The sequence below is a fragment of the Ensifer sp. genome (genome assembly GCF_031989085.1).
Taxonomy (GTDB): Bacteria; Pseudomonadota; Alphaproteobacteria; order Rhizobiales; family Rhizobiaceae; genus Ensifer.
In genome coordinates this window covers 646,302-665,076 of sequence record NZ_DALZXU010000002.1, presented here as the reverse complement: position 1 = coordinate 665,076, position 18,775 = coordinate 646,302, and the positions used below count along the sequence as shown (strand labels likewise).

20 protein-coding genes are annotated in these 18,775 nt (G+C 63.6%); 9 read left to right on the top strand and 11 right to left on the bottom strand.

The features are described 5' to 3' along the window. Positions 1–126 precede the first annotated feature (126 nt). Together RTP54_RS15935 and RTP54_RS15930 are read right to left on the bottom strand one after the other, a co-directional pair. Complete coding sequence (locus tag RTP54_RS15935) at positions 127–1,584, bottom strand: ABC transporter substrate-binding protein (RefSeq protein ID WP_312364433.1); 1,458 nt, start codon at positions 1,582–1,584, stop codon at positions 127–129. A gap of 271 nt (positions 1,585–1,855) precedes the next feature. Then, the gene (locus RTP54_RS15930; RefSeq protein ID WP_312364057.1) at positions 1,856–2,536 is read right to left on the bottom strand and encodes a YoaK family protein; all 681 of its coding nucleotides are present in this window, start codon (positions 2,534–2,536) and stop codon (positions 1,856–1,858) included. Positions 2,537–2,814: 278 nt separating this feature from the next. Between RTP54_RS15930 and RTP54_RS15925 the strand changes: the two genes are divergently transcribed. The 8 genes from RTP54_RS15925 (at position 2,815) to RTP54_RS15890 (ending at position 11,084) form a co-directional block, all read left to right on the top strand. Next, positions 2,815–3,186, top strand: coding sequence for a hypothetical protein (locus RTP54_RS15925; protein ID WP_312364055.1), 372 nt, complete (start codon positions 2,815–2,817; stop codon positions 3,184–3,186). Positions 3,187–3,493: 307 nt separating this feature from the next. Beyond that, a complete protein-coding gene (locus RTP54_RS15920) occupies positions 3,494–4,615 on the top strand; it encodes a LacI family DNA-binding transcriptional regulator (protein ID WP_112815282.1) in 1,122 nt (373 codons plus the stop codon). Next, positions 4,612–5,634 (top strand): ABC transporter substrate-binding protein, encoded by a 1,023-nt coding sequence (locus tag RTP54_RS15915; RefSeq protein ID WP_112809627.1) that lies wholly within the window; start codon positions 4,612–4,614, stop codon positions 5,632–5,634. Before RTP54_RS15920 ends, RTP54_RS15915 begins: the two co-directional genes overlap by 4 nt. 105 nt (positions 5,635–5,739) lie before the next feature. After that, the gene (locus RTP54_RS15910; protein WP_112809626.1) at positions 5,740–6,567 is read left to right on the top strand and encodes an ABC transporter permease; all 828 of its coding nucleotides are present in this window, start codon (positions 5,740–5,742) and stop codon (positions 6,565–6,567) included. Then, a complete protein-coding gene (locus RTP54_RS15905; protein ID WP_112809625.1) occupies positions 6,564–7,343 on the top strand; it encodes an ABC transporter permease in 780 nt (259 codons plus the stop codon). The genes RTP54_RS15910 and RTP54_RS15905 overlap by 4 nt, the downstream gene beginning before the upstream one ends. After that, positions 7,336–8,364, top strand: coding sequence for an ABC transporter ATP-binding protein (locus tag RTP54_RS15900; RefSeq protein WP_112809624.1), 1,029 nt, complete (start codon positions 7,336–7,338; stop codon positions 8,362–8,364). The genes RTP54_RS15905 and RTP54_RS15900 overlap by 8 nt, the downstream gene beginning before the upstream one ends. Before the next feature lie 6 nt (positions 8,365–8,370). Next, on the top strand, positions 8,371–9,294 hold the full coding sequence (locus tag RTP54_RS15895) for a nucleoside hydrolase (RefSeq protein ID WP_312364048.1): 924 nt from the start codon (positions 8,371–8,373) through the stop codon (positions 9,292–9,294). A 29-nt stretch (positions 9,295–9,323) separates the two neighbouring features. Continuing rightward, positions 9,324–11,084, top strand: coding sequence for an adenine deaminase (locus tag RTP54_RS15890; RefSeq protein ID WP_312364432.1), 1,761 nt, complete (start codon positions 9,324–9,326; stop codon positions 11,082–11,084). Positions 11,085–11,162: 78 nt separating this feature from the next. Here the strand turns inward: RTP54_RS15890 and RTP54_RS15885 are convergent, their stop codons facing one another. Then, positions 11,163–12,344, bottom strand: coding sequence for a M20 aminoacylase family protein (locus tag RTP54_RS15885; RefSeq protein WP_312364046.1), 1,182 nt, complete (start codon positions 12,342–12,344; stop codon positions 11,163–11,165). 193 nt (positions 12,345–12,537) lie between these two features. Between RTP54_RS15885 and RTP54_RS15880 the strand changes: the two genes are divergently transcribed. Continuing rightward, positions 12,538–13,218 carry a phosphoribosyltransferase gene (locus RTP54_RS15880; RefSeq protein WP_112815312.1) on the top strand — a complete coding sequence of 227 codons (681 nt, stop codon included), beginning with the start codon at positions 12,538–12,540 and terminating at the stop codon, positions 13,216–13,218. A 16-nt stretch (positions 13,219–13,234) separates the two neighbouring features. On the opposite strand, the gene RTP54_RS15875 is transcribed toward RTP54_RS15880, so the two are convergent. From RTP54_RS15875 to cueR, 8 genes are all read right to left on the bottom strand, one after another. Next, positions 13,235–13,702, bottom strand: a complete 468-nt coding sequence (locus RTP54_RS15875; RefSeq protein WP_112833228.1) for a DUF411 domain-containing protein — start codon at positions 13,700–13,702, stop codon at positions 13,235–13,237. A gap of 76 nt (positions 13,703–13,778) precedes the next feature. Then, a complete protein-coding gene (locus tag RTP54_RS15870; protein WP_312364043.1) occupies positions 13,779–14,051 on the bottom strand; it encodes a copper-binding protein in 273 nt (90 codons plus the stop codon). A gap of 26 nt (positions 14,052–14,077) precedes the next feature. Further along, positions 14,078–14,563, bottom strand: coding sequence for a plastocyanin/azurin family copper-binding protein (locus tag RTP54_RS15865; protein WP_112809703.1), 486 nt, complete (start codon positions 14,561–14,563; stop codon positions 14,078–14,080). Positions 14,564–14,612: 49 nt separating this feature from the next. Then, positions 14,613–15,962, bottom strand: coding sequence for a multicopper oxidase family protein (locus RTP54_RS15860; protein WP_112815310.1), 1,350 nt, complete (start codon positions 15,960–15,962; stop codon positions 14,613–14,615). 14 nt (positions 15,963–15,976) lie between these two features. Further along, on the bottom strand, positions 15,977–17,422 hold the full coding sequence (locus tag RTP54_RS15855; protein ID WP_312364039.1) for a TolC family protein: 1,446 nt from the start codon (positions 17,420–17,422) through the stop codon (positions 15,977–15,979). Further along, entirely contained in the window at positions 17,419–17,649 is a 231-nt protein-coding gene (locus RTP54_RS15850) for a hypothetical protein (RefSeq protein WP_312364037.1), read from the bottom strand. Before RTP54_RS15850 ends, RTP54_RS15855 begins: the two co-directional genes overlap by 4 nt. Positions 17,650–17,744: 95 nt before the next feature. Further along, positions 17,745–18,128: a hypothetical protein gene (locus tag RTP54_RS15845; RefSeq protein WP_312364035.1), complete on the bottom strand. Its 384-nt coding sequence runs from the start codon at positions 18,126–18,128 to the stop codon at positions 17,745–17,747. A gap of 91 nt (positions 18,129–18,219) precedes the next feature. Then, positions 18,220–18,690, bottom strand: coding sequence for a Cu(I)-responsive transcriptional regulator (gene cueR, locus RTP54_RS15840; protein ID WP_112809616.1), 471 nt, complete (start codon positions 18,688–18,690; stop codon positions 18,220–18,222). Between the last annotated feature and the right edge of the window lie 85 nt (positions 18,691–18,775).

The window sequence follows — 18,775 nt, the reverse complement described above, 5'->3', positions numbered from 1 at the left end:
TTTGGTGGCAATGACCATTGCGTGGTCATTGTCATGACGGGCAGCCTCCCGAAAGCGATGGGGCCCCCGATATGCTCGGGGGCCCCTCGATCGGCCGCTATGATGGCGCGCCGGCGAAACCGGCGATCAGTTGGCGCTCTTCTTGATGTTGTAAGCGAAGAACTGCGAGTTCAGACCATTGACGGGATAGCCTGTGACGGCCGAGCTCGAGACGACGATCTGCGGATAGAGGTAGAGCCAGTTGCTGGCGGCGTCCTCGGCGATGATGCGGTTGGCCTCCGTCAGCTTCGCCGTCTGTTCGTCGGTGTTGGATGCGGCTTCCGAAGCCTTGATGAGGTCTACGACCGCGGGGTTGTTGTACCCCCAGTAGAAGTCCGGGTTGCCGTAGAACACGATATCGCGGTGATTGACGTGTTCCTGCAGGGTCGCCTGGAAGTCGTGCGCCTTGTAGACCTTGGTGTACCACTCGTTGGCGGTGATGATGTTGATCTCGACCTTGATGCCAACCTTTGCAAGCTCGCTCTGCAGGAACTGGGCAACGATCGGGTGCGGATCGTAGTTCGGCGTGTCGAGCTTGAACGAGAAGCCGTCGGCAAGACCGGCTTCCTTCAGAAGCGCCTTGGCGCTTTCGACGTCATAGGCGTCGACTGCGGTCAGGTCGACATACCAGGGGTCTGTCGGCGGCACGAACGAGCCGATCAGCGTGCCGTATTCGCCCCAAATGGACTGCAGGAGCTTCTTGTCGTCGATGGCGCGGGCAATCGCCTTGCGAACCTTGACGTTGTTGAAGGGCTCTACACGGTCGTTGAATGCCAGCAGTTCCTTGGTGGTCGACTGGCCCGCGGTGACGGTGAAATCCGCGTTGTCCTTGAACTGGGCGATCGAATCCGGGCTCTGGACGCTGGTTATGACGTCGACCGCTCCGGTCAGCAGCGCATTGTTGAGCGCCGTGGCATCGGTGAAGTACTGGAACACGACTTCGCCATTGGTCGGTGCCGTGCCCCAGTACTTGTCGTTGCGGGTCAGCGCCAGCGAGGAGCCGCGACGCCATTCGTCCAGGCGGTAGGGGCCGGTACCGTCTTCCTTGGCGTTCAGATCTTTTGCCGCATCGTTGACGATCCAGACGTAGCTGAGGTTATAGGGCAGCGAGATGGAGCGGGCGGAGAGCTTGACCACCACAGTCTGATCGTCGGGCGTCTGGATCTCGCTGATCGTCGCCAGGCTCTTCTTGCGCGAGCTTTTGGAATCGGGCGCGACAACGCGCTCGATGCTGTATTTCACATCCTGCGCCGTCAGCGGATCGCCGGAGTGGAAGGTCACGTTCGGCTTGAGCTTGAACGTATAGGTGAGGCCGTCTTCGCTGATCGTCTGCTCGGCGGCGAGGCCGGGCGCAACGTCGCCGGCGTCGGTCAGGGTGAACAGCGCCTCGTAGACGTTGCCGTTGAAGGCTTCGTTGATGCCCTGGCCGGCGCCGGCGGTGTTGTCGAGGTTCTGCGGCTCATAAAGCGAGCCGATGACGATGGAGGCATCCGGATCGAATTTTGCGTCCTGCGCAAGCGCTGCCGTGCTCGTCGACAACGCCATGGCCAGGGTAGCCGCGGCGAAAACGGAGCGGCGGCCTTTCCTGCCCTGTCCTGAAAGCGTACCGAAATCGATCGTGTTGCCAGTCATTTCCCTAACTCCTGCATAAATACTCGTCACGCGATGTCGCGTTTGCCATCCGAATGTACACATCGGGCGGTTGCGGTGCATCATACAAATTCCCTAGTAATTTAGTGGGAATTTTGGTTCGTTTTGTCGGTCAACATTGAAAATTGCACCCGCCGCCGGCGTCGCCAAGCGAAGGGCGTTCCGCTCAACGCTGCGCATAGCGTCGCGACCAGCGCCCGGGAATCATCTGAACCAGAATGCACAACAGCCCGGCCAGGATCGCCGGCGCCCAGAGCGAAGCCTGTCCGAAACGGTATTCCAGGAGGGCACCGACGACGGCTCCGGCGAGCATTCCGACCCAGGGGACGATCTGCATCGTCCATTGACTATTTCCCGTGCCGATGATCCATCGTCCAAGCCCGCGCCCGAAGCGCGACAAGGCACCGGTGACATAGGTGAGCCCTATCGGCAGGCCCTCGATGTGCTCGACCGAAGCGTTGACGACACCCATGGCCAGGACGATGAGATAAAAGCGCGGCACGTTCGGCAAGTGGTCGCCACCTGCTGCGGCCACGGTGAGAATGACAGCGACGCTGCACAAAACGCCGACGGCGCGAAACCGGCTTGCGACGATCGTGCCCATGGCATTGCCGATGACGAAGACTGCGAGCGAGCCCAGCAGAACGAGTGCGCGCAGAATGCTGCCATCGGCCAGCGCGGTTGCAGCGCGTGTCGTGTTGCCGCTCATGAAGGAGACAAAGTCGCCAACCGTCAGAAGGCCGATCGCGTCGGTCATTCCCGCCAGAAATGAAATGAGCGCCACAACGAGAAGCGCGGTCCCGGTGCGCTGGCGCGTGATGATCCGACGTCGTCGCTGAAAGGTCATGCTGTTGCCCGGTCGTGTTTGCCTAGCCTTAGTCCGCGTCGCGGGGGAAAGGAAGACGTCGTTCCGGCTCTCGCGCATCTTCGTCGCCGGCCGCGGGCCGCTCACGGCAATACGAATGTTGGCGACATCCTGCAGGATCTGTGGGAGTTTGTGTGCGCCCATCGGCCAAAACGTGGGCGTCCAGCCCTGTTGCGGCGAGCCAAACCCGCGTGGCCGGTTTCAGGCATATCGCTGCATCGCTCAGTCATAGGCTTTCACTTGAACATTGGAGGGAAGACATGAGGCATACAGGTTTAGCCGTCGTCTCCATCGTTTTGGCCTTCGGGCTTTACGGCTGCGAATCCTCGGGCACGTCCGCGCCCGTGCCTGCGCAAACACAATTGCCGACGGCGACCGCCCTCGTCGGGAGCGGTGCGCCGGTGACCGCCGGCAACAGGCCGGCCTATTGTCGGGGCGAAGTGGCGGGGCAATACGCGACGAAGCCGACCTATGTGAAAACAGGTGCGCCGGCGCAACAGCCTGACGGCAGCGTCTGGATCGACGGCACGGTCGACAAGGGCAGCGAAGGCATCAAGGCTTTCCGTTGCCGGTTCGATAAGAGCGGTGCCTTCGTCGACGTGATGGCGATGACCTCCGACGGCGCTCTCTGAGGGGGCGGCCGATAGGGCCCGTTTGTCTACCTGCCGCCACCATCCGGCAGCCGCCGATCGAGCGAATAAGGGCAGGCGCAGTGCCTTCTGCCGATCCTGCTGTAAAGCGCTTGTTCAAGCCTGGGTTTCGGGGCTGAGAGTTGACGCCTAGTGGTAGCGAGCGATCGGCAAACGCCGGGCATTTCCACAGGTGCTGCGCTTCCGTGCCGCAAAAATCATCCTGAGCCGGCAAAAGGATTCGACAGTGACGAGATTCTGATATATCGCATGATTAATCGTTTAATCACCGATAGCGGAAACCACGGCCTTGGCGCGTTCCGGACCAAAACTGACGAGGATTGCCAGAACACTGGGCGTCTCTGCGGCGACGGTTTCCAACGCGCTCTCCGGTAAGGGGCGGGTCTCGGCGGAGCTCGCCGAAAAGATCCGGGCGACGGCGGCCGAACTCGGTTATGTCCCGAGCCTTGCGGGCAGGGCGCTTCGCACCGGCCGCACCGCCGTCATCGGCCTCGTTCTTCCCGATATTGCCAATCCGCTCTTCCCGCAGATCGCACAGGCGATCGAGCTCGCCGCGTCGTCGGCCGGCTATGGCGTTCTCATCGCCGACTCCCGCGGCGACGTCACCACCCAGACCAAGGCGATCGAACGGCTGATCGACCGCGATGTCGACGGCATGGTGATCGTGCCCCGGCGCGGAACGCGCATCGCGGATGTCGGCTGTCCCGTCGCCGTGATCGACACGCCTTCGACGCCCGGCAATACCGTTGCGGCCGACCACTGGGGCGGTGGCCGGCAGATCGCCGAGCATCTGAAGGCGCTTGGGCATCGGCGCGTTCTCGTCATCGGCAACAATCCCGCCTCCAACGTTCAGAACGACCGCATCGGCGGCATCCGCTCGGCCTTTGGTGACGGCGCCTTCGTCGAGATCCTGTGGATCGAACCGCTCGAGCGCGTCGAGGGCAAGGGCTGCCCGCTCGGCCTCGCCGAAAAGGTGGCGGAAGGCTTCACCGCCTTTGCCTGCGTCTCCGATCTTCATGCGCTGCGGGCGCTCACCGAGCTGCAACGCGCCGGCATCAACGTCCCGGAGAAGGCGAGCGTCACCGGTTTCGACGATCTCATCTGGTCGCCAGTGGTGACGCCGGCGCTGACCACGGCGCGCATGGACATGACGCGCATCGCAGCGATCGCCGTCGAGGCGCTGGTCAAGGCGATCGGCGAGCGCGACCCGGCCGATGCCGGCATCGGCGCGCCGGTGACCGCCGACAACGCCGAAGTGCCGATGCAACTGGTCGTGCGGCAATCGTGCGCCGCTCCGCCCGAAGCCCAGTTTCAGCCTGCGCCGCCGATGGCCAACGCCAGAACCGTGACCCCAGTCCATACCAAGGCCCCAGCCAAAATCACGACCCCAGAAGGAGAACACCAGCCATGAAAAAGTTCCTGCTCGCCTCCAGCGCGCTTTTGCTCGTCGGCGCCAATGTCGCTTCCGCCCAGGAAAAGACCCTGACCATTTCCGTCTACGGTTTCGCCCAGGACGCTTTCAAGGAACTGGTCTACACGCCTTTTGAAGCCAAGTGCGGCTGCAAGCTCGTGGTCGAGACTGGCAACAGCGTCGAGCGCCTGGCGAAGATGGAAGCCAACAAGGCCAATCCCGTCGTCGACATGGCCGTCGTCGCCATGGCTGATGCGCTTTCTGCCTCGCGCGCCGGCCTGATCGAGAAGATCGACAACAGCAAGCTTACGAACTTCAACAAGCTCTACGACATCGCCAAGGACCCGAACGGCGACGGCATGAGCGTCGGCTACACCTTCTACGCAACGTCGATCGTCTATCGTTCCGACAAGATGGAAGTGAACTCCTGGGCAGACCTGCTCGACGAGAAGAACGCCAGCCATGTCGCCTTCCCGAACGTCACCACCAACCAGGGCCCGCCGGCGCTCTACATGGTCGGTGAGGCAATCGGCAAGAATACGCCGGATCTGAAGGAAGCCATCGCCGCCGTCGGCGCGAAGAAGGACGAGATCGTCACCTTCTACGTCAAGTCGTCGCAGCTCGTTCAGTTGATGCAGCAGGAAGAAATCTGGGCCGCTCCCATCGGCCGCTTCTCCTGGGAAGGCTTCACCAAGCTCGGCCTGCCGATCAAGTGGGCAACGCCCAAGGAAGGCCAGACCGGCGGCATGAACGTCATGGTCCTGACCAAGGGCGGCAAGAACCAGGACCTGGCGCTCGAATTCATGGACTTCTGGCTCTCGACCGAAATCCAGACGGCGCTCGCCGAAAAGCTGGTCGACAGCCCCTCCAACAAGGAGGTGAAGGTCGCGCCGGAAATCGCTGAAAACCTCACCTATGGCGAAGAGACCGTGAAGAGCCTCAAGCTCATTCCGTCCGACGTCGCCCTCGACAACCGCGAAGCCTGGCTTTCCGAGTGGAACGCCCAGGTCGGCCAGTAATACCACTGAGAAAAGCCCCCATCCCAAGGGTGGGGGCGCTCTGCGGGCGTGCGGCGAATTGAGCCGAGCCCGCAATGAATGAACGTCACGAAAGGAAGACGAGGGATGTTTCAGAACCGCGCCGAGGCATTGGCGCTCGCATTGCCGGCGGCGGTGTTTGCGGCGATCGTCTTTCTGGCGCCCGTCGTCATTCTGCTTGCCGAAGGCTTCCGCAGCGCCGACAGCTGGTCGATTACGGCCTATGTCGATTTCTTCACCGATCCCTTGAACCGCACGGTATTCCTGCGCACGTTCCGGCTCGGCCTGATGGTGACGGCGGTCTCCGCCGTGATCGGTTATGCAGCCGCCTTTGCGATCGTCAACCTGTCGCCGCGCAGCAAGGGGCAGATGATCGGCCTCGTGGTGCTGCCACTGATGATCTCGTCGGTCGCGCGGACCTATGCCTGGATCGTCATTCTCGGCCGCACCGGCATCGTCAACCAGGCGCTGCAGCTCATTGGCCTTTCAGACGAACCGATCCGCTTTCTCTTCACCGAGACGGCCGTGTTCATCGGCCTGTTGCAGCTGTTCCTGCCGCTGATGATCCTGTCCCTGATCAGCGCGCTCGAGAACATGCCGAAGGACGCGATCCCTGCGGCGCGCGTGCTCGGTGCCAACTGGTTCCAGGTGTTCTGGAAGGTCATCCTGCCGTTGACCAAGGAAGGTCTGGTCATCGGTGGAACGCTGGTCTTCACCGGCTCTCTGACGGCCTATATCACGCCGGCCATCCTCGGCGGCTCCAAGGTGCTGATGCTCGAGACGTTGCTCTATCAGCGCGTCACTGTCGCCAATGATTTCGTCTCGGCCAGCGTCATTGCCTTCATCCTGATCGTCATGAGCTTTGCTGCCAATCTCCTTCTGAAACGGCTCGCCACCGCGAGGAACAAGCGATGACCCCTCGTATCTTTTCGCCTCTCGTCCTGTTTCTGGTTGTCGCCTTCCTGATCGGGCCGTTCTTTATCATCGTCGCGGCGTCGCTGTCGGGCGGCGAGACGCTCGCCTTCCCGCCCCAGGGGTTCTCGCTGAAATGGGTGGTGAAGGTCTTCACCGTCGAGAGCTTCCGCGAGAGCTTCGCCGTATCTATGTTCCTTGCCATTGGCGGCACCGCCATGGCGCTGGTGCTCGGCATTCCCGCGTCCTACGCGCTGTCGCGCTACAAGCTGCCCTTCGGCGAGACCATCCGCACGATCGTGTCGCTGCCGATCATCGTGCCCGGCATCATCGTCGGCCTGGCGCTATTGCGCTACATTGTCGTGCCGTTCGGCTTTAACATCACGCTGGCGCTGTTCCTGGCGCATACGGCGCTGGTGCTGCCCTACGCCGTGCGCGTCGTCTCGGCCAGCCTCAACAACCTGCGCTCGGATATCGAGGAGGCGGCCGTGCTGCTCGGCTCATCGCGTGCCGGCGCCTTCTTCCGGGTGGTGATGCCGAACATCCGCAGCGGCATTCTTGCCGCCTTCATTCTCGGCTTCGTGACGAGCTTCAACCAGGTGCCGGTGTCGCTGTTCCTGTCGGGCCCCGGCGTGCGCACGCTGCCGATCGACATGCTCTCCTACATGGAGATCACCTATGACCCGTCGGTCGCGGCTCTGTCTGCGCTGCTCGCCTTCATGTCCATCGGCATCGTTTTCCTTGCCGAACGCTTCCTAGGATTTTCCCGCTATGTCTGATGCACCCTTCCTCAGCCTCGAAAAACTCACGCTCGCCTATGGCGATACCGTCGCGGTGAAGGATCTCGACCTATCGATCCGCAAGGGCGAACTGGTGGCGTTCCTCGGCCCGTCCGGCTGCGGCAAGACGACGACGATGCGCTCGATCGCGGGCCTGCTGACGCCGGCCTCTGGGCGCATCAGCCTCGACGGCACGGATATCACCCGCGTATCGGCCAACAAGCGCTCGGTCGGCCTGGTGTTTCAGTCCTATGCACTGTTTCCGCATCTCTCGGTGTTCGAGAACGTCGCCTTCGGTCTGCGCCTGAAGAAGCTGCCTGCAAGCGATATCGAGACGCGCGTCACCGCCGGCTTGAAATCCGTGGGCCTGTCGAAATTCGCGACCCGCAAACCGGCCGAGCTTTCCGGCGGCCAGCAGCAGCGCGTCGCCCTTGCTCGCTCGATGGTGATGGAGCCGAAGGTGCTGCTGCTCGACGAGCCGCTGTCGAACCTCGACGCCCGTCTTCGCCTGGAGATGCGCACCGAACTGCAGCGCGTCCAGAAGGAAACCGGCGTGACGATGATCTTCGTCACCCACGACCAGGGCGAAGCGCTGTCGCTCGCTGACCGGATCGTGGTGATGCTCAACGGCGCCATCGAACAGATCGGCACGCCGGAAGACATCTACAATCGCCCGGTTTCCCGCTTCGTCGCCGACTTCGTCGGCTTCGAGAACATCTTTGCGGTTGAAGGCGGCAAGCTCAAAGCCGCAAACGGCCCAATAGCCCTTTCCGAATCCCTGCCGCCTGACACGGCAGGGCTTGCGTGGCGTCCGCGCATGGTGACCCTTGGTTCAGGTCCTTTCCAAGGCACTGTGCGCGGAGCCTCTTTCTCCGGAAGCACCCGCGAATATCTGCTCGATACGCCGCTCGGCGCCATCAAGGCCGAGGAGGATGCGGGCCTTGCCGCGCACCAGCCGGGCACCGAGCTTGCCTTCGACCTGCCGGTCGCCAGGGCGGCGCGGCTCGAGCGGTTCGGATAACCGGCAATGGGGATCTGGATAGATACCGACATGGGTTTCGACGACATCGCTGCGGTGCTCGTCGTTCTCCATGCCAATGAGCCGGTTGACGGCGTCTCGCTCGTCTTCGGCAATACGCCGATGGAGCAGGTGAGGCGCAATGCCGCGAGCGCCGCGCTGGCCTTTGGCTGGATGTTTCCCATCCATGAGGGACGCGCCTTGCCGGTTCTCGGCAAGCTTGAGACCGCCGAGCGGATCCTTGGCGAGACCGGTATGCCGACCGCCGGCCTGTCGTTGCCGACGGCCCCACCGCTTCCCGCGAGTGACGCGTTCGATGCCCTGTGCCGTTGGCTGGACGACGGAGACGAACCCCGCCGGATCCTGGCGCTCGGGCCGCTCACCAACCTGGCAGCCCTCTGCCTTGCCAGGCCGGATCTGGCCGCAAAGATCACCGACCTGACCTGGATGGGCGGCGGCGTCACCAGCGGCAACCACACGGCATCCGCCGAATTCAACGCCTTCGCCGACCCGGAAGCGCTGGCGATCGTGCTCGCCCACGGCCTGCCGCTGCGCATGGTCGATCTTGACCTTTGCCGCAAGGTCTTTGCCTATCCCGATGATATCGCACCCATTCGCGCGGCCGGCGGCGTCAACGCCGCCCTAATCGCCGATCTGCTGTCGGGCTATGTCTCGATCGGCACCAGCCGCGGACGACCGGGCATGGCGATCTACGATCCTTCAGCCGCTGTTGCCTTCGTCAATCCAGGCGCGATTTCCTTCCGCAAGGCGCGCATCGATGCTGAACTTGCTGGTGCGCTCACCCGTGGGCGCACCGTGGTCGAAACCCGCGAGAGCCATGCCGCCTTCAATGCCGAATACGCGACGGACGTACACGCGGAAACCGCCCGTGCGCAGATCCTTGGCGCCCTGATGAAGGAAGCCGCCAAGTGAGCGACCAGCCGAGCCGTCTGCAGGAGCCGATGGACCTGATGGATGCGACGTTGCGCGCCCGCGCCGTTGCTGCCGCGCGTGGCGCTGAGGCATTCGATTTGCTGATCATCGGCGGCACCGTGGTCGACATGGTCACCGGCGAACGGCGCGCGGCCGACGTCGGCATTGTCGGCCCGCTGATTGCGAGCGTGCATGCGCCGGGGAGCCGCAGCGATGCAGTCGCGGTGGTCGATGCCTCTGGCGCTTTTCTGTCGCCGGGGCTGATCGACACGCACATGCATGTTGAGAGCTCGATGGTGACGCCCGCGGCCTATGCCGATGCGGTGCTGCCGCGCGGCGTCACGACGATCGTCTGGGATCCGCACGAGTTCGGCAATGTCAGCGGCATCGCCGGCGTGCGGTGGGCGGCCGATGCGATCGCGGACCTGCCGCTGCGCTGCGTGCTGCTGGCGCCTTCGAGCGTGCCTTCAGCGCCTGGTCTGGAAGTGGCCGGCGCCGATTTCGACGGCGGTGCCATCGCCACCATGCTTGCCTGGCCCGAGATCGGCGGCATTGCCGAGATGATGAACATGCGCGGTGTGATCGATGGCGATCCACGTATGCACGCCATCGTCCAGGCGGGGCTGACAGCGGGAAAGCCGGTCAACGGCCATGCGCGCGGCCTCACCGGAGCCGACCTGCAGGCCTTCGTGACCGCGGGCGTCAGCTCGGACCACGAGCTGGTTTCCGCCGACGATCTCGTGGCCAAGCTCCGCGCCGGTCTGACGATCGAACTGCGTGGCTCGCACGATCATCTGCTGCCGGAGTTCGTCGCGGCGCTGAACGCGCTCGGCCACCTTCCGCAGACAGTGACGCTCTGCACCGACGATGTCTTCCCCGATGATCTTGACCGCTCCGGCGGTCTCGACGACGTGGTCAGGCGGTTGGTGCGCTACGGGCTCAGGCCCGAATGGGCGCTGCGCGCCGCAACGTTGAACGCCGCTCAGCGCCTGGGCCGTAGCGACCTCGGTCTGGTTGCTCCGGGACGGCGAGCAGATATTGCGATCTTCGAGGATCTTCAGGATTTGCGCGCCCGTTCGGTCATTGCCGGCGGCCGGCTTGTCGCTTCGGGCGGGCGAATGATCGACGCTCCGCCGCAGGCCGATGTTCGGGCACTCGCCGACACGATGAAGATCGCGCCGCTGTGCGAGACGGACTTCGCCATCGCCTCGTCGGGCTCGAAGGTCCGTATCGCCACGATCGATCGCCCGCGCTTTACCCAATGGGGCGTGGCCGTGGCTGACGTCGAAAACGGCTTCGTCGTTCCGCCTGTGGGCGCAACCCTGATTGCCGTCGCCCATCGCCACGGCCGCGCCGACAGCAAGCCGCGCGTCGGCCTGCTCACCGGCTGGGGCGAATGGCGCGGCGCGTTTGCAACGACCGTTTCCCATGACAGCCACAACCTCACGGTCTTCGGTGGTAACGCCCACGACATGATGGTGGCGGCAAATGCCGTCATCGCCGCCGGCGGCGGCATGGCGGTGGCATCCTCAGGCAAGATCGATGCAATCCTGCCGTTGCCGCTTTGCGGCCTCGTCTCGGATGCGCCGCTCGCCGAGGTGTCGGCCGGTTTCGCGCGTCTGCGCGACGCTGTCGGGCGGATCGTCGATTGGCAGCCGCCCTATCTCGTCTTCAAGGCGTGTTTCGGCGCGACGCTCGCCTGCAACGTCGGCCCGCACCAGACCGATCGCGGCATTGCTGACGTGCTGACAGGCAAGGTGCTCGACAACCCGGTCCTCGAGGTCCTCTGAGGCTCCAAGCGGGGCGACAGTTGTCGCCCTGCCTCGAATGCAGTCAGGCGCGGCCTGGACGGGCCAAACGCTCTTCCGTCAGCGATCCGCCGAAGCGCTCAATTCCTGTTCCACCAAAGTCGTCCAGAAAGTCGCGCCGGGACCTATGGCCCCGTCGTTGAAGTCGTATGCGGTGTTGTGGTGAAGCGCGCCGTCGACGGCGGGGCCGTTGCCGAGCCAGACGTAGCAGCCGGGGGCTTCGAGCCCGAAGAAGGCGAAGTCGTCGCCGGCGGTGGACGGCGGAAACTGTGTGCGCGTCTTCTCTCCGAAGACGGCGCGAGCGGCCAAAAGCGCCCGTTCGCTCGCATCGGCATCATTGACCACGGGCGGAATGCGGCGCTCGAAGGCGTAGTCGACTTCGATGCCATACATCTGGGCGGTGCCACGGGCGAGACGGCCAATCTCTTCCTCGAGCTGGTCGCGCACATGCGGTGTATAGGCGCGCGCCGTGCCGCCGATCTCGACGGTATCGGGAATGACGTTGAGAGCCTTCGGGTCGCCGGCGCGGACCGAGCAGGCGCTGACAACGGCCGGCTGCAGCGGATCGACGACGCGACCGACGATCGATTGCAGCGAGGCGAGGAAGGTGCCGGCGGCGGTCACCGGATCACGGCCGAGATGCGGCTTGGCGCCATGGGTGCCGACGCCGCGGAACGTCAGCCGCCAGCTGTCCGACGAGGCGAGCTGCGGTCCGGAGACCACTGCCATCTCGTCAGGCTCCAGGCCCGGCATGTTATGCAGGCCGTAGACGGCATCGCAGGGGAAGAGCTCGAAGAGGCCGTCCTCGACCATGCGCCTGGCGCCACCGCGACCTTCCTCGGCCGGCTGGAAGATGAAATGCACCGTACCGGAAAAATCGCGTGTCCTGGCGAGATGGCGAGCCGCACCCAGTAGCATGGCGGTGTGGCCGTCATGGCCACAGGCATGCATCTTGCCGGCTTCCTTGGATTTGTATGGCCGGTCGGCCAGCTCCGGCATGGCGAGTGCATCCATATCGGCCCGAAGGCCGATCGAGCGTGTGCCGTTGCCGACCTGCAGCGTGCCGACCACACCGGTTTTCCCAAGGCCACGGTGGACTTTAAGACCCGCTTCTTCAAGCAGCCTTGCGACCAGATCGCTGGTGCGGACTTCCTCGAAACCGAGTTCGGGATGGGCGTGCAGATCACGTCGGAATTCGGTAAGGAAGGGCAGGTCGTTGGTGATCCCGTCTGGCACGCGCATTGTCTGGCAGTTCCTTGCATGTCTATCGGTGGAGGGCTGTCGAATTCCCCAGATTTGCGTCGGCCGGGGCGCCCTTTCGGTTTGATCGAAGTGATAATCGGTATAGACGAAAACCGCCGGAACCAGAACAGTGCCCCGGTGTTTTCATCGCCTTTCGTTGAGGGCAAAAGAGACGCAGGAGAGGTCCATGCCGATGGAGCCGCATGAATTCTGGCAGGAAGTCTTTCCGCCGAAAAGCTTCGACGCTGGAAGCGGTTATCGCGATTTCTTCCCGGCAACGCTTGAAGACGGTCGCCAGATCCTGTTGCCGATCCGCCAGCTCGCCGATGGCAAGCACGCACTGGCGTCGCTGATCATCAATCAGGCGAGTTTCGCCGTTGAGGAAGCGCTGGCATCCGAACTCGCCGCGAAACTTGCGCCTTTCGAGCCGGATGTGATCGCGGGTCTGCCGACGCTGGGATTGACGCTCGCTGCCGCCGTCGCCCGCAAGCTCGGCCATGGCCGCTACGTGCCGCTCGGCACCTCGCGAAAGTTCTGGTACGTCGACGATCTTTCCGTGCCGCTGTCGTCGATCACTACGCCCGACCAGAAGAAGCGGCTCTATGTCGATCCGCGCATGCTGCCTCTTCTAAAGGACAAGCGTGTTGCGCTCATCGACGACGTCATCTCCAGCGGCACGTCGATCGTGGCCGGGCTGACGCTGATGCGGACCTGCGGCGTGGAGCCGATCGCGATCGGCGCCGCCATGCTGCAGACCGAGCGGTGGAGACAACCCCTGGCCGACCTCGCGCCGCATTGGCCAGAGCGGGTTGTCGGTGTGTTCCGAACGCCGCTGCTGGCCAAGGGCGACGACGGCGCGTGGCGCGCCGCCTGAAGGCCCCTCGATCGCGCTATTGCGCCGGCCGCACCTTGTAATAGACGGTCGCCGCCGCGCCGGATGTCTTGGCGATGGTGTAGACATCATAGGACGCCTTCGGATCGTCGCCCATGCCGAGCGAGCCCGCCGGCATGCCGGGCACAGCAATGCCGGCCACATCCGGCTTTTCGGTCACAAGCTTCTGAACCGCCTCAAGCGGCACATGCCCTTCGACCACGTAACCGTCGATGACGGCGGTGTGGCAGCCCTCCATGTCGGCCGGAACGCCGAACCGGGTCTTGATCGGGGTCATGTCGGCTTCGTCGCGAATATCCACCTTGAAGCCGGCTGCCTCCATTGCATCGGCCCACTGTTCGCAGCACCCGCATTGCGGGTCCTTGTAGACCGTCATCGGGCCGGCCGCGAGCGCCATGCCTGATGTCAGCATCGACATGCCAATGATCGTTCCGGCGATGAAATGTCTGCGTTTGAGGTTCAACATCGAACGCTCCTTTCCTGTCTGTTCGGCCTCGTGTCCAAGGCCCGGTCACATCTTATACCGGGCCTTGGACGTGTGATTACTTGATCTCGGTCACTGTCAGCTTGCCGTCGACGCGGTCGGCGACGAATTCGATGGCGGCCCCTTCCTTGAGCTTGGCCAGGATAGCCTCATCCTTGACCCGGAACACCATGGTCATGGCGGGCATATCGAGGTTCTTCAGGTCCTCATGGGCGATGGTCACCTTCTTGGCAGACGTATCGAGCTTCTTGACCGTTCCCTTGGTGAACTCGGCGGCGTGGGCGGAAGCGGCGAGCGCCAGAGCGGCAAACAGCGTGACGAACGTTTTCATAATGGCATCCTTTCAATCGGTTACAGTTACTTCTTCACGACTTCGAGCGGCCCGTGCATGCCGGCGTCGTAGTGGCCGGGGACCAGGCAGGCGAATTCGAAGGTGCCGGTGTTGGTGAAGGTCCAGACGATTTCGCCGGATTTGCCCGGCTCGAGCCGAATGGCGTTTGCGTCGGCATGTTCCATGTCCGGGAACTTCTCCATCGCCACCTTGTGTTCCTGGATCTGCGCCTTGTCGTCGAGCACGAATTCATGTTCGAGTTCGCCGACATTCTTGAGGGCGAAGCGCACGGTCTGCCCCTGGCGGACCTTGATGCTCGCGGGTGTGAAGATCATCTTGCCGTCGTCGGTTTCCTTCATTGTCACGCGCACCGTCTGCGTGGCGTTCTTGGCGTCGCCGGGCTGGCCGATCGACATGGCCTCATGGCCACCGCCGTGCGTACCACTCGCCAGCATAGGCGATGCGAGCGAGGAGGTGGCGAGGAACGCCAGCGCGAAAAGTGTCGTCTTCATCTTTTGGTTTCCTTGGTTGCATTGCTTGCATTGGCAGAGGGCATTCGGGTCAGCCTTTCTTTGCGGGAGGGGGCGTGATCACTGTCTTGGCATCGGTAGCGCGGGTGGCATCCGGCAGCGCGCCGGTCCATTCCCAGGCTTGGGTGCCCGGCGGGTTTTCGTACCAGCCGGGGTCGCTGTAATCGCCGGAGGAGATGCCTTCGCGCACCTTCACCACGGAGAACATGCCGCCCATCTCCAACGCGCCATGAGGGCCCCAGCCAGCCATCATCGGGATCGTGTTGTCGGGAAGCGGCATTTCCATTTCGCCCATGTCGGCCATGCCGGCCGTGCCCATCGGCATGTAGTCGGGCGCGACTTTTCGGATCTTCGCCGCGACCGCCTTCTTGTCGGCGCCGATGAAGGTGGGGACATCGTGGCCCATCGCATTCATCGTATGGTGCGACTTGTGGCAATGGATCGCCCAGTCGCCTTCGTATTTGGCGTCGAACTCGTAGGCGCGCATGGCGCCGACCGGAATGTCGATCGAGACCTCCGGCCAGCGAGCTTCCGGGCGGACCCAGCCGCCATCCGTGCAGGTGACCTCGAAATCGTAGCCGTGCATGTGGATCGGGTGGTTGGTCATCGTCAGGTTGCCGACCCGCACCCGCACCCGGTCGTTCTTGGCGACGACCAGCGGGTCGATGTCCGGGAAGATGCGGCTGTTCCAGCACCACATGTTGAAGTCCGTCATCTCCATGATGCGCGGGACATAGGTGCCGGGATCGATGTCGTAGGCGTTGAGCAGGAAGACGAAGTCGCGGTCGACCCGCATGAAGGCCGGGTCCTTCGGGTGGATGACGAAGAAACCCATCATGCCCATGGCCATCTGCACCATCTCGTCGGCATGCGGATGGTACATGAAGGTCCCCGATTTCACGAGGTCGAACTCGTAGACAAATGTCTTGCCGGCCGGGATATGCGGCTGCGACAGTCCGCCGACACCATCCATGCCCGATGGCAGGATCATGCCGTGCCAATGGACCGTCGTGTGCTCCGGCAGCTTGTTGGTGACGAAGATGCGCACCCGATCGCCCTCGACCGCCTCGATCGTCGGGCCGGGGGACTGGCCGTTGTAGCCCCAGAGATAGGCGGTCATGCCGTCGGCCATCTCGCGTTCCACCGGCTCGGCGACGAGATGGAACTCCTTGACGCCGTTGTTTATCCGGTGCGGCAAGGTCCAACCGTTGAGGGTCACGACCGGGTTGTAGTCCGGTCCGCTCGTCGGCACGAGCGGCTTCTGCGTTGCGGCATTGTCCATGCCTTCCGCTTCCGGCAAGCCGGAATTCGAGGTCTGTGCCCAGGCGGTGGTGGAAACGAGTGCCGCGCCTGCGCCGAGGATTTGTCGTCTGTTGAACATGGTCATCGTTCCTTTCAATCCGCATCAGCTGCGGCGGGAGCGGCAGCCTCTGCAGCCGTGCCTGCCTCGCCGCCGCCATGGATGGCCGCCACCAGATCGGCATCGGCAAGCCAGAAATCGCGTTTCGCGTTGATGGTGAGGATCACGGAATCCACCTTGGACCTGGTGTCGGCGAGCAGCTCGAAGGTGCTGGTAATCATGCCGTTGTAGCTGAGGGTTGCCTCCTCCTCGATCTTTGTGCGCAATGGCACGACCGTGTTGCGGTAGTGCCGGGCGATGTCGTAGCGCGACCGATAGGCCTGGTAGGCCGAGCGCGCTTGCGAGCGAACGTTGACCGCCTTCTCGGCAAGCTGGTTCGCCGCGCGCATATGCGCGAGTTCCGCCTTGCGCAGGCGCGCCTGGCCGGTGTCGAAGATCGGGATCGAGAACTCCAACTCGGCCTGAGCTGTCGTTTCGACCTTGGTATCGCCGTCTTCGCGCTCGCGTTCGGCTTCCGCACCGGCAACGAGCGTGAGATCGCTGACGAAACGCGTGGCCTCGGTCAGTCGATAGGACTTTGCCACGGCCTCGAGATCGAGCCGCGCCATCTGCAGGTCGACGCGGCGCTTGAGCGCCTCTGCCTCGATGCTATCGCGCCGGGTGAGCGTCTTGGGCAGGTCGGGCAGGCGGTTTGGCACCTGATAGTCGGTATCCGCCCCCCAAAGCCCCATTTTCCGTGTCAGGTTTTCCTTGGCGAGCCGCGCCGCCAGGCGCGCCTCGGCCACCTGGCCGGCGAGCTCGGCATTGAACACATGTTCGCGAGCCTGATCGGCCTTGCCCATGGCTCCGGTTTCTCCAAGCTTGGCGGCGAGTTCGGAGGCCGCGTCGGCGGCCGATTGCGCCCTGTTGAGCTGGGCCACCGTTTCCCAGGCCGATACCGTCTCGACCCAGGCGCGTCTGGTTTCAACCGCGAGCGCAAGCGTCTGCAGGGCCGCTGCCAGCTGCGCCTGGCGGAAGCGCGCGTCCGCGACGGCGATGGTCTTTTCGCGTGTGATCAACGCCAGGATGTTGGTGGTGATCAGCCCTTCGATGGCGCGATAGGCCTGTAGCTCCGGCGCGCCGATCCCGGTGGTCCCGATGGATAGGGTGGGGTTGAGGAACATCGTCGCCTGCCAGGCGTCCGCAGAGGTCTCGCCGAGATCGGCATAGGCCGCCTGCAGGCCCTTGTTGTTGAGAAGCGCGATCTGCACGGCGGTGTCGGCATCCACGGACTTGCGCGCGAGCAATGCCTTCACCTGCGCGTCTGCCTTTGCGGCTTGTTCGCGGTTCTGGATCCAGACACTGCGCTTGGCCGTGCCGGCGCCGACCTTGGCTTCGACGGCGGTGAAGCCGGCATCGGTTGCCGAATACTCGGCGTTCGTCGCGCAGCCGGCAAGCAGGAGCGGCAGGCCGATGAGGGCTGCGAGCTTGAACTTGGTCATGATGCACCTCCCTTGGCGGGGGATTGTGCATCGTTGAGCGGCACCCAGCGCTTCGGCCCGACCGGTTCGCGGTGGACGTAACCGGCCACCGGGCTTCGATAGGTCTGGCTGGCGTTGGTCGCGGTGCTTTCCGCGGGATCGGCGAGGCTCGTGACGTCGGCAGGCATAGTGGTTGCGCATCCGCCCAGAAGGATGGGCAGGAGCGCCATGGGAAACAGACGTTTCATGGTTCAACCTGAATGTGAATGATGGATATCGGCATCCGACCGGCAAAACCGGGCAGGCCAAGACCTCGACCGCTTAGGGTCGGCTGTTCACGAAATCAGGCTCTTGGGGGGCGGTGCAGACCGGCACGGTCACCAGGGCTCAGCTGCGACTGCAGACCGGCGTTCAGTGTGGAGCGGGGCAGGCCAAAGCGGTCTTCGCCGCTATCGGCAAGCACGGCGACGGACGCACAGAACGTCTTGCAGCAATCCTTCTTGTCGGCCTTGCCGCTGTCGCTGATCGGTTTCGTCTTGTTGCTGTCGGCGCTGGGGCAATGCTCGCTTTGCGCTGACGCGCTGACGTCGGCCGTAACGTCCATCTGCATGGTCGCGTGCGATGCCATGTGGGTCATGCCGGCGGCGGTCGAAAAAGGAAGAACGGCCAGCGACAGCATCGTCACCAGCTTGAGCATGGTCAGCAGGCGCTGATATGCGTGTTTCACCTTTTCCATCATCAATCCGTAGAAATGCTGACGATTCCTGTCAATGCCGCCGCTGCCGCCGGGGCTCACGAATGCGTGAGCCTTCACCGGATCAGGCCTGCCGGCGGTTGCGGACCGGGTCGATGCCGGCGGTGCCGAAGCGCGCCGGCTCCGGCGTCCTGCCCGGTTCGGTGGTCATGGCGGCGAGGTCGTCGAGGATCGGGCAATCCGGCCGGCCGTCGCCGTGGCAGTTGGCGGCCAGGTGCTTCAGCGTCCGGCTCATCGCCTTCAGTTCTTCCGCCTTGCGTTCGAGGATCTCCACATGTTCGAGTGCGATCTTCTTCACCTCGCTGCTCGCGCGCGAGCGGTCGCGCCAGAGCGTCAGGAGGTCGGTCATCTGCTCGACGGTGAAGCCGAGATCGCGGGAGCGGCGGATGAAGCGAAGGGTGTGGACATCGTTGTCGCCGTAGTTGCGATAACCGGCCTCGCTGCGGTCAGCCGGCGGAATGAGGCCGATCGTCTCATAGTAGCGGATCATCTTCGTCGAAACGCCGGAGGCGCGTGCGACTTCGCCGATGTTCATGGCTTCACCTTTCGAGGAGCGCAGAGCGCGCTGGTATTCAGATCGAATATAGGAACTCTGCCCGGCGGGCGCCATGTGGGTCACC

Coding starts and splice junctions, on each gene's coding strand:
- RTP54_RS15875 (WP_112833228.1), bottom strand. CDS start 13,702: ATGTTGAACCTCAAACGCAGACATTTCATCGCCGGAACGATCATTGGC.
- RTP54_RS15870 (WP_312364043.1), bottom strand. CDS start 14,051: ATGAAAACGTTCGTCACGCTGTTTGCCGCTCTGGCGCTCGCCGCTTCC.
- cueR (WP_112809616.1), bottom strand. CDS start 18,690: ATGAACATCGGCGAAGTCGCACGCGCCTCCGGCGTTTCGACGAAGATG.
- RTP54_RS15895 (WP_312364048.1), top strand. CDS start 8,371: ATGGGGATCTGGATAGATACCGACATGGGTTTCGACGACATCGCTGCG.
- RTP54_RS15905 (WP_112809625.1), top strand. CDS start 6,564: ATGACCCCTCGTATCTTTTCGCCTCTCGTCCTGTTTCTGGTTGTCGCC.
- RTP54_RS15850 (WP_312364037.1), bottom strand. CDS start 17,649: ATGAAACGTCTGTTTCCCATGGCGCTCCTGCCCATCCTTCTGGGCGGA.
- RTP54_RS15935 (WP_312364433.1), bottom strand. CDS start 1,584: ATGGCGTTGTCGACGAGCACGGCAGCGCTTGCGCAGGACGCAAAATTC.
- RTP54_RS15885 (WP_312364046.1), bottom strand. CDS start 12,344: ATGCGCGTGCCAGACGGGATCACCAACGACCTGCCCTTCCTTACCGAA.
- RTP54_RS15910 (WP_112809626.1), top strand. CDS start 5,740: ATGTTTCAGAACCGCGCCGAGGCATTGGCGCTCGCATTGCCGGCGGCG.
- RTP54_RS15865 (WP_112809703.1), bottom strand. CDS start 14,563: ATGAAGACGACACTTTTCGCGCTGGCGTTCCTCGCCACCTCCTCGCTC.
- RTP54_RS15880 (WP_112815312.1), top strand. CDS start 12,538: ATGGAGCCGCATGAATTCTGGCAGGAAGTCTTTCCGCCGAAAAGCTTC.
- RTP54_RS15855 (WP_312364039.1), bottom strand. CDS start 17,422: ATGACCAAGTTCAAGCTCGCAGCCCTCATCGGCCTGCCGCTCCTGCTT.
- RTP54_RS15915 (WP_112809627.1), top strand. CDS start 4,612: ATGAAAAAGTTCCTGCTCGCCTCCAGCGCGCTTTTGCTCGTCGGCGCC.
- RTP54_RS15925 (WP_312364055.1), top strand. CDS start 2,815: ATGAGGCATACAGGTTTAGCCGTCGTCTCCATCGTTTTGGCCTTCGGG.
- RTP54_RS15860 (WP_112815310.1), bottom strand. CDS start 15,962: ATGTTCAACAGACGACAAATCCTCGGCGCAGGCGCGGCACTCGTTTCC.
- RTP54_RS15900 (WP_112809624.1), top strand. CDS start 7,336: ATGTCTGATGCACCCTTCCTCAGCCTCGAAAAACTCACGCTCGCCTAT.
- RTP54_RS15930 (WP_312364057.1), bottom strand. CDS start 2,536: ATGACCTTTCAGCGACGACGTCGGATCATCACGCGCCAGCGCACCGGG.
- RTP54_RS15890 (WP_312364432.1), top strand. CDS start 9,324: ATGGACCTGATGGATGCGACGTTGCGCGCCCGCGCCGTTGCTGCCGCG.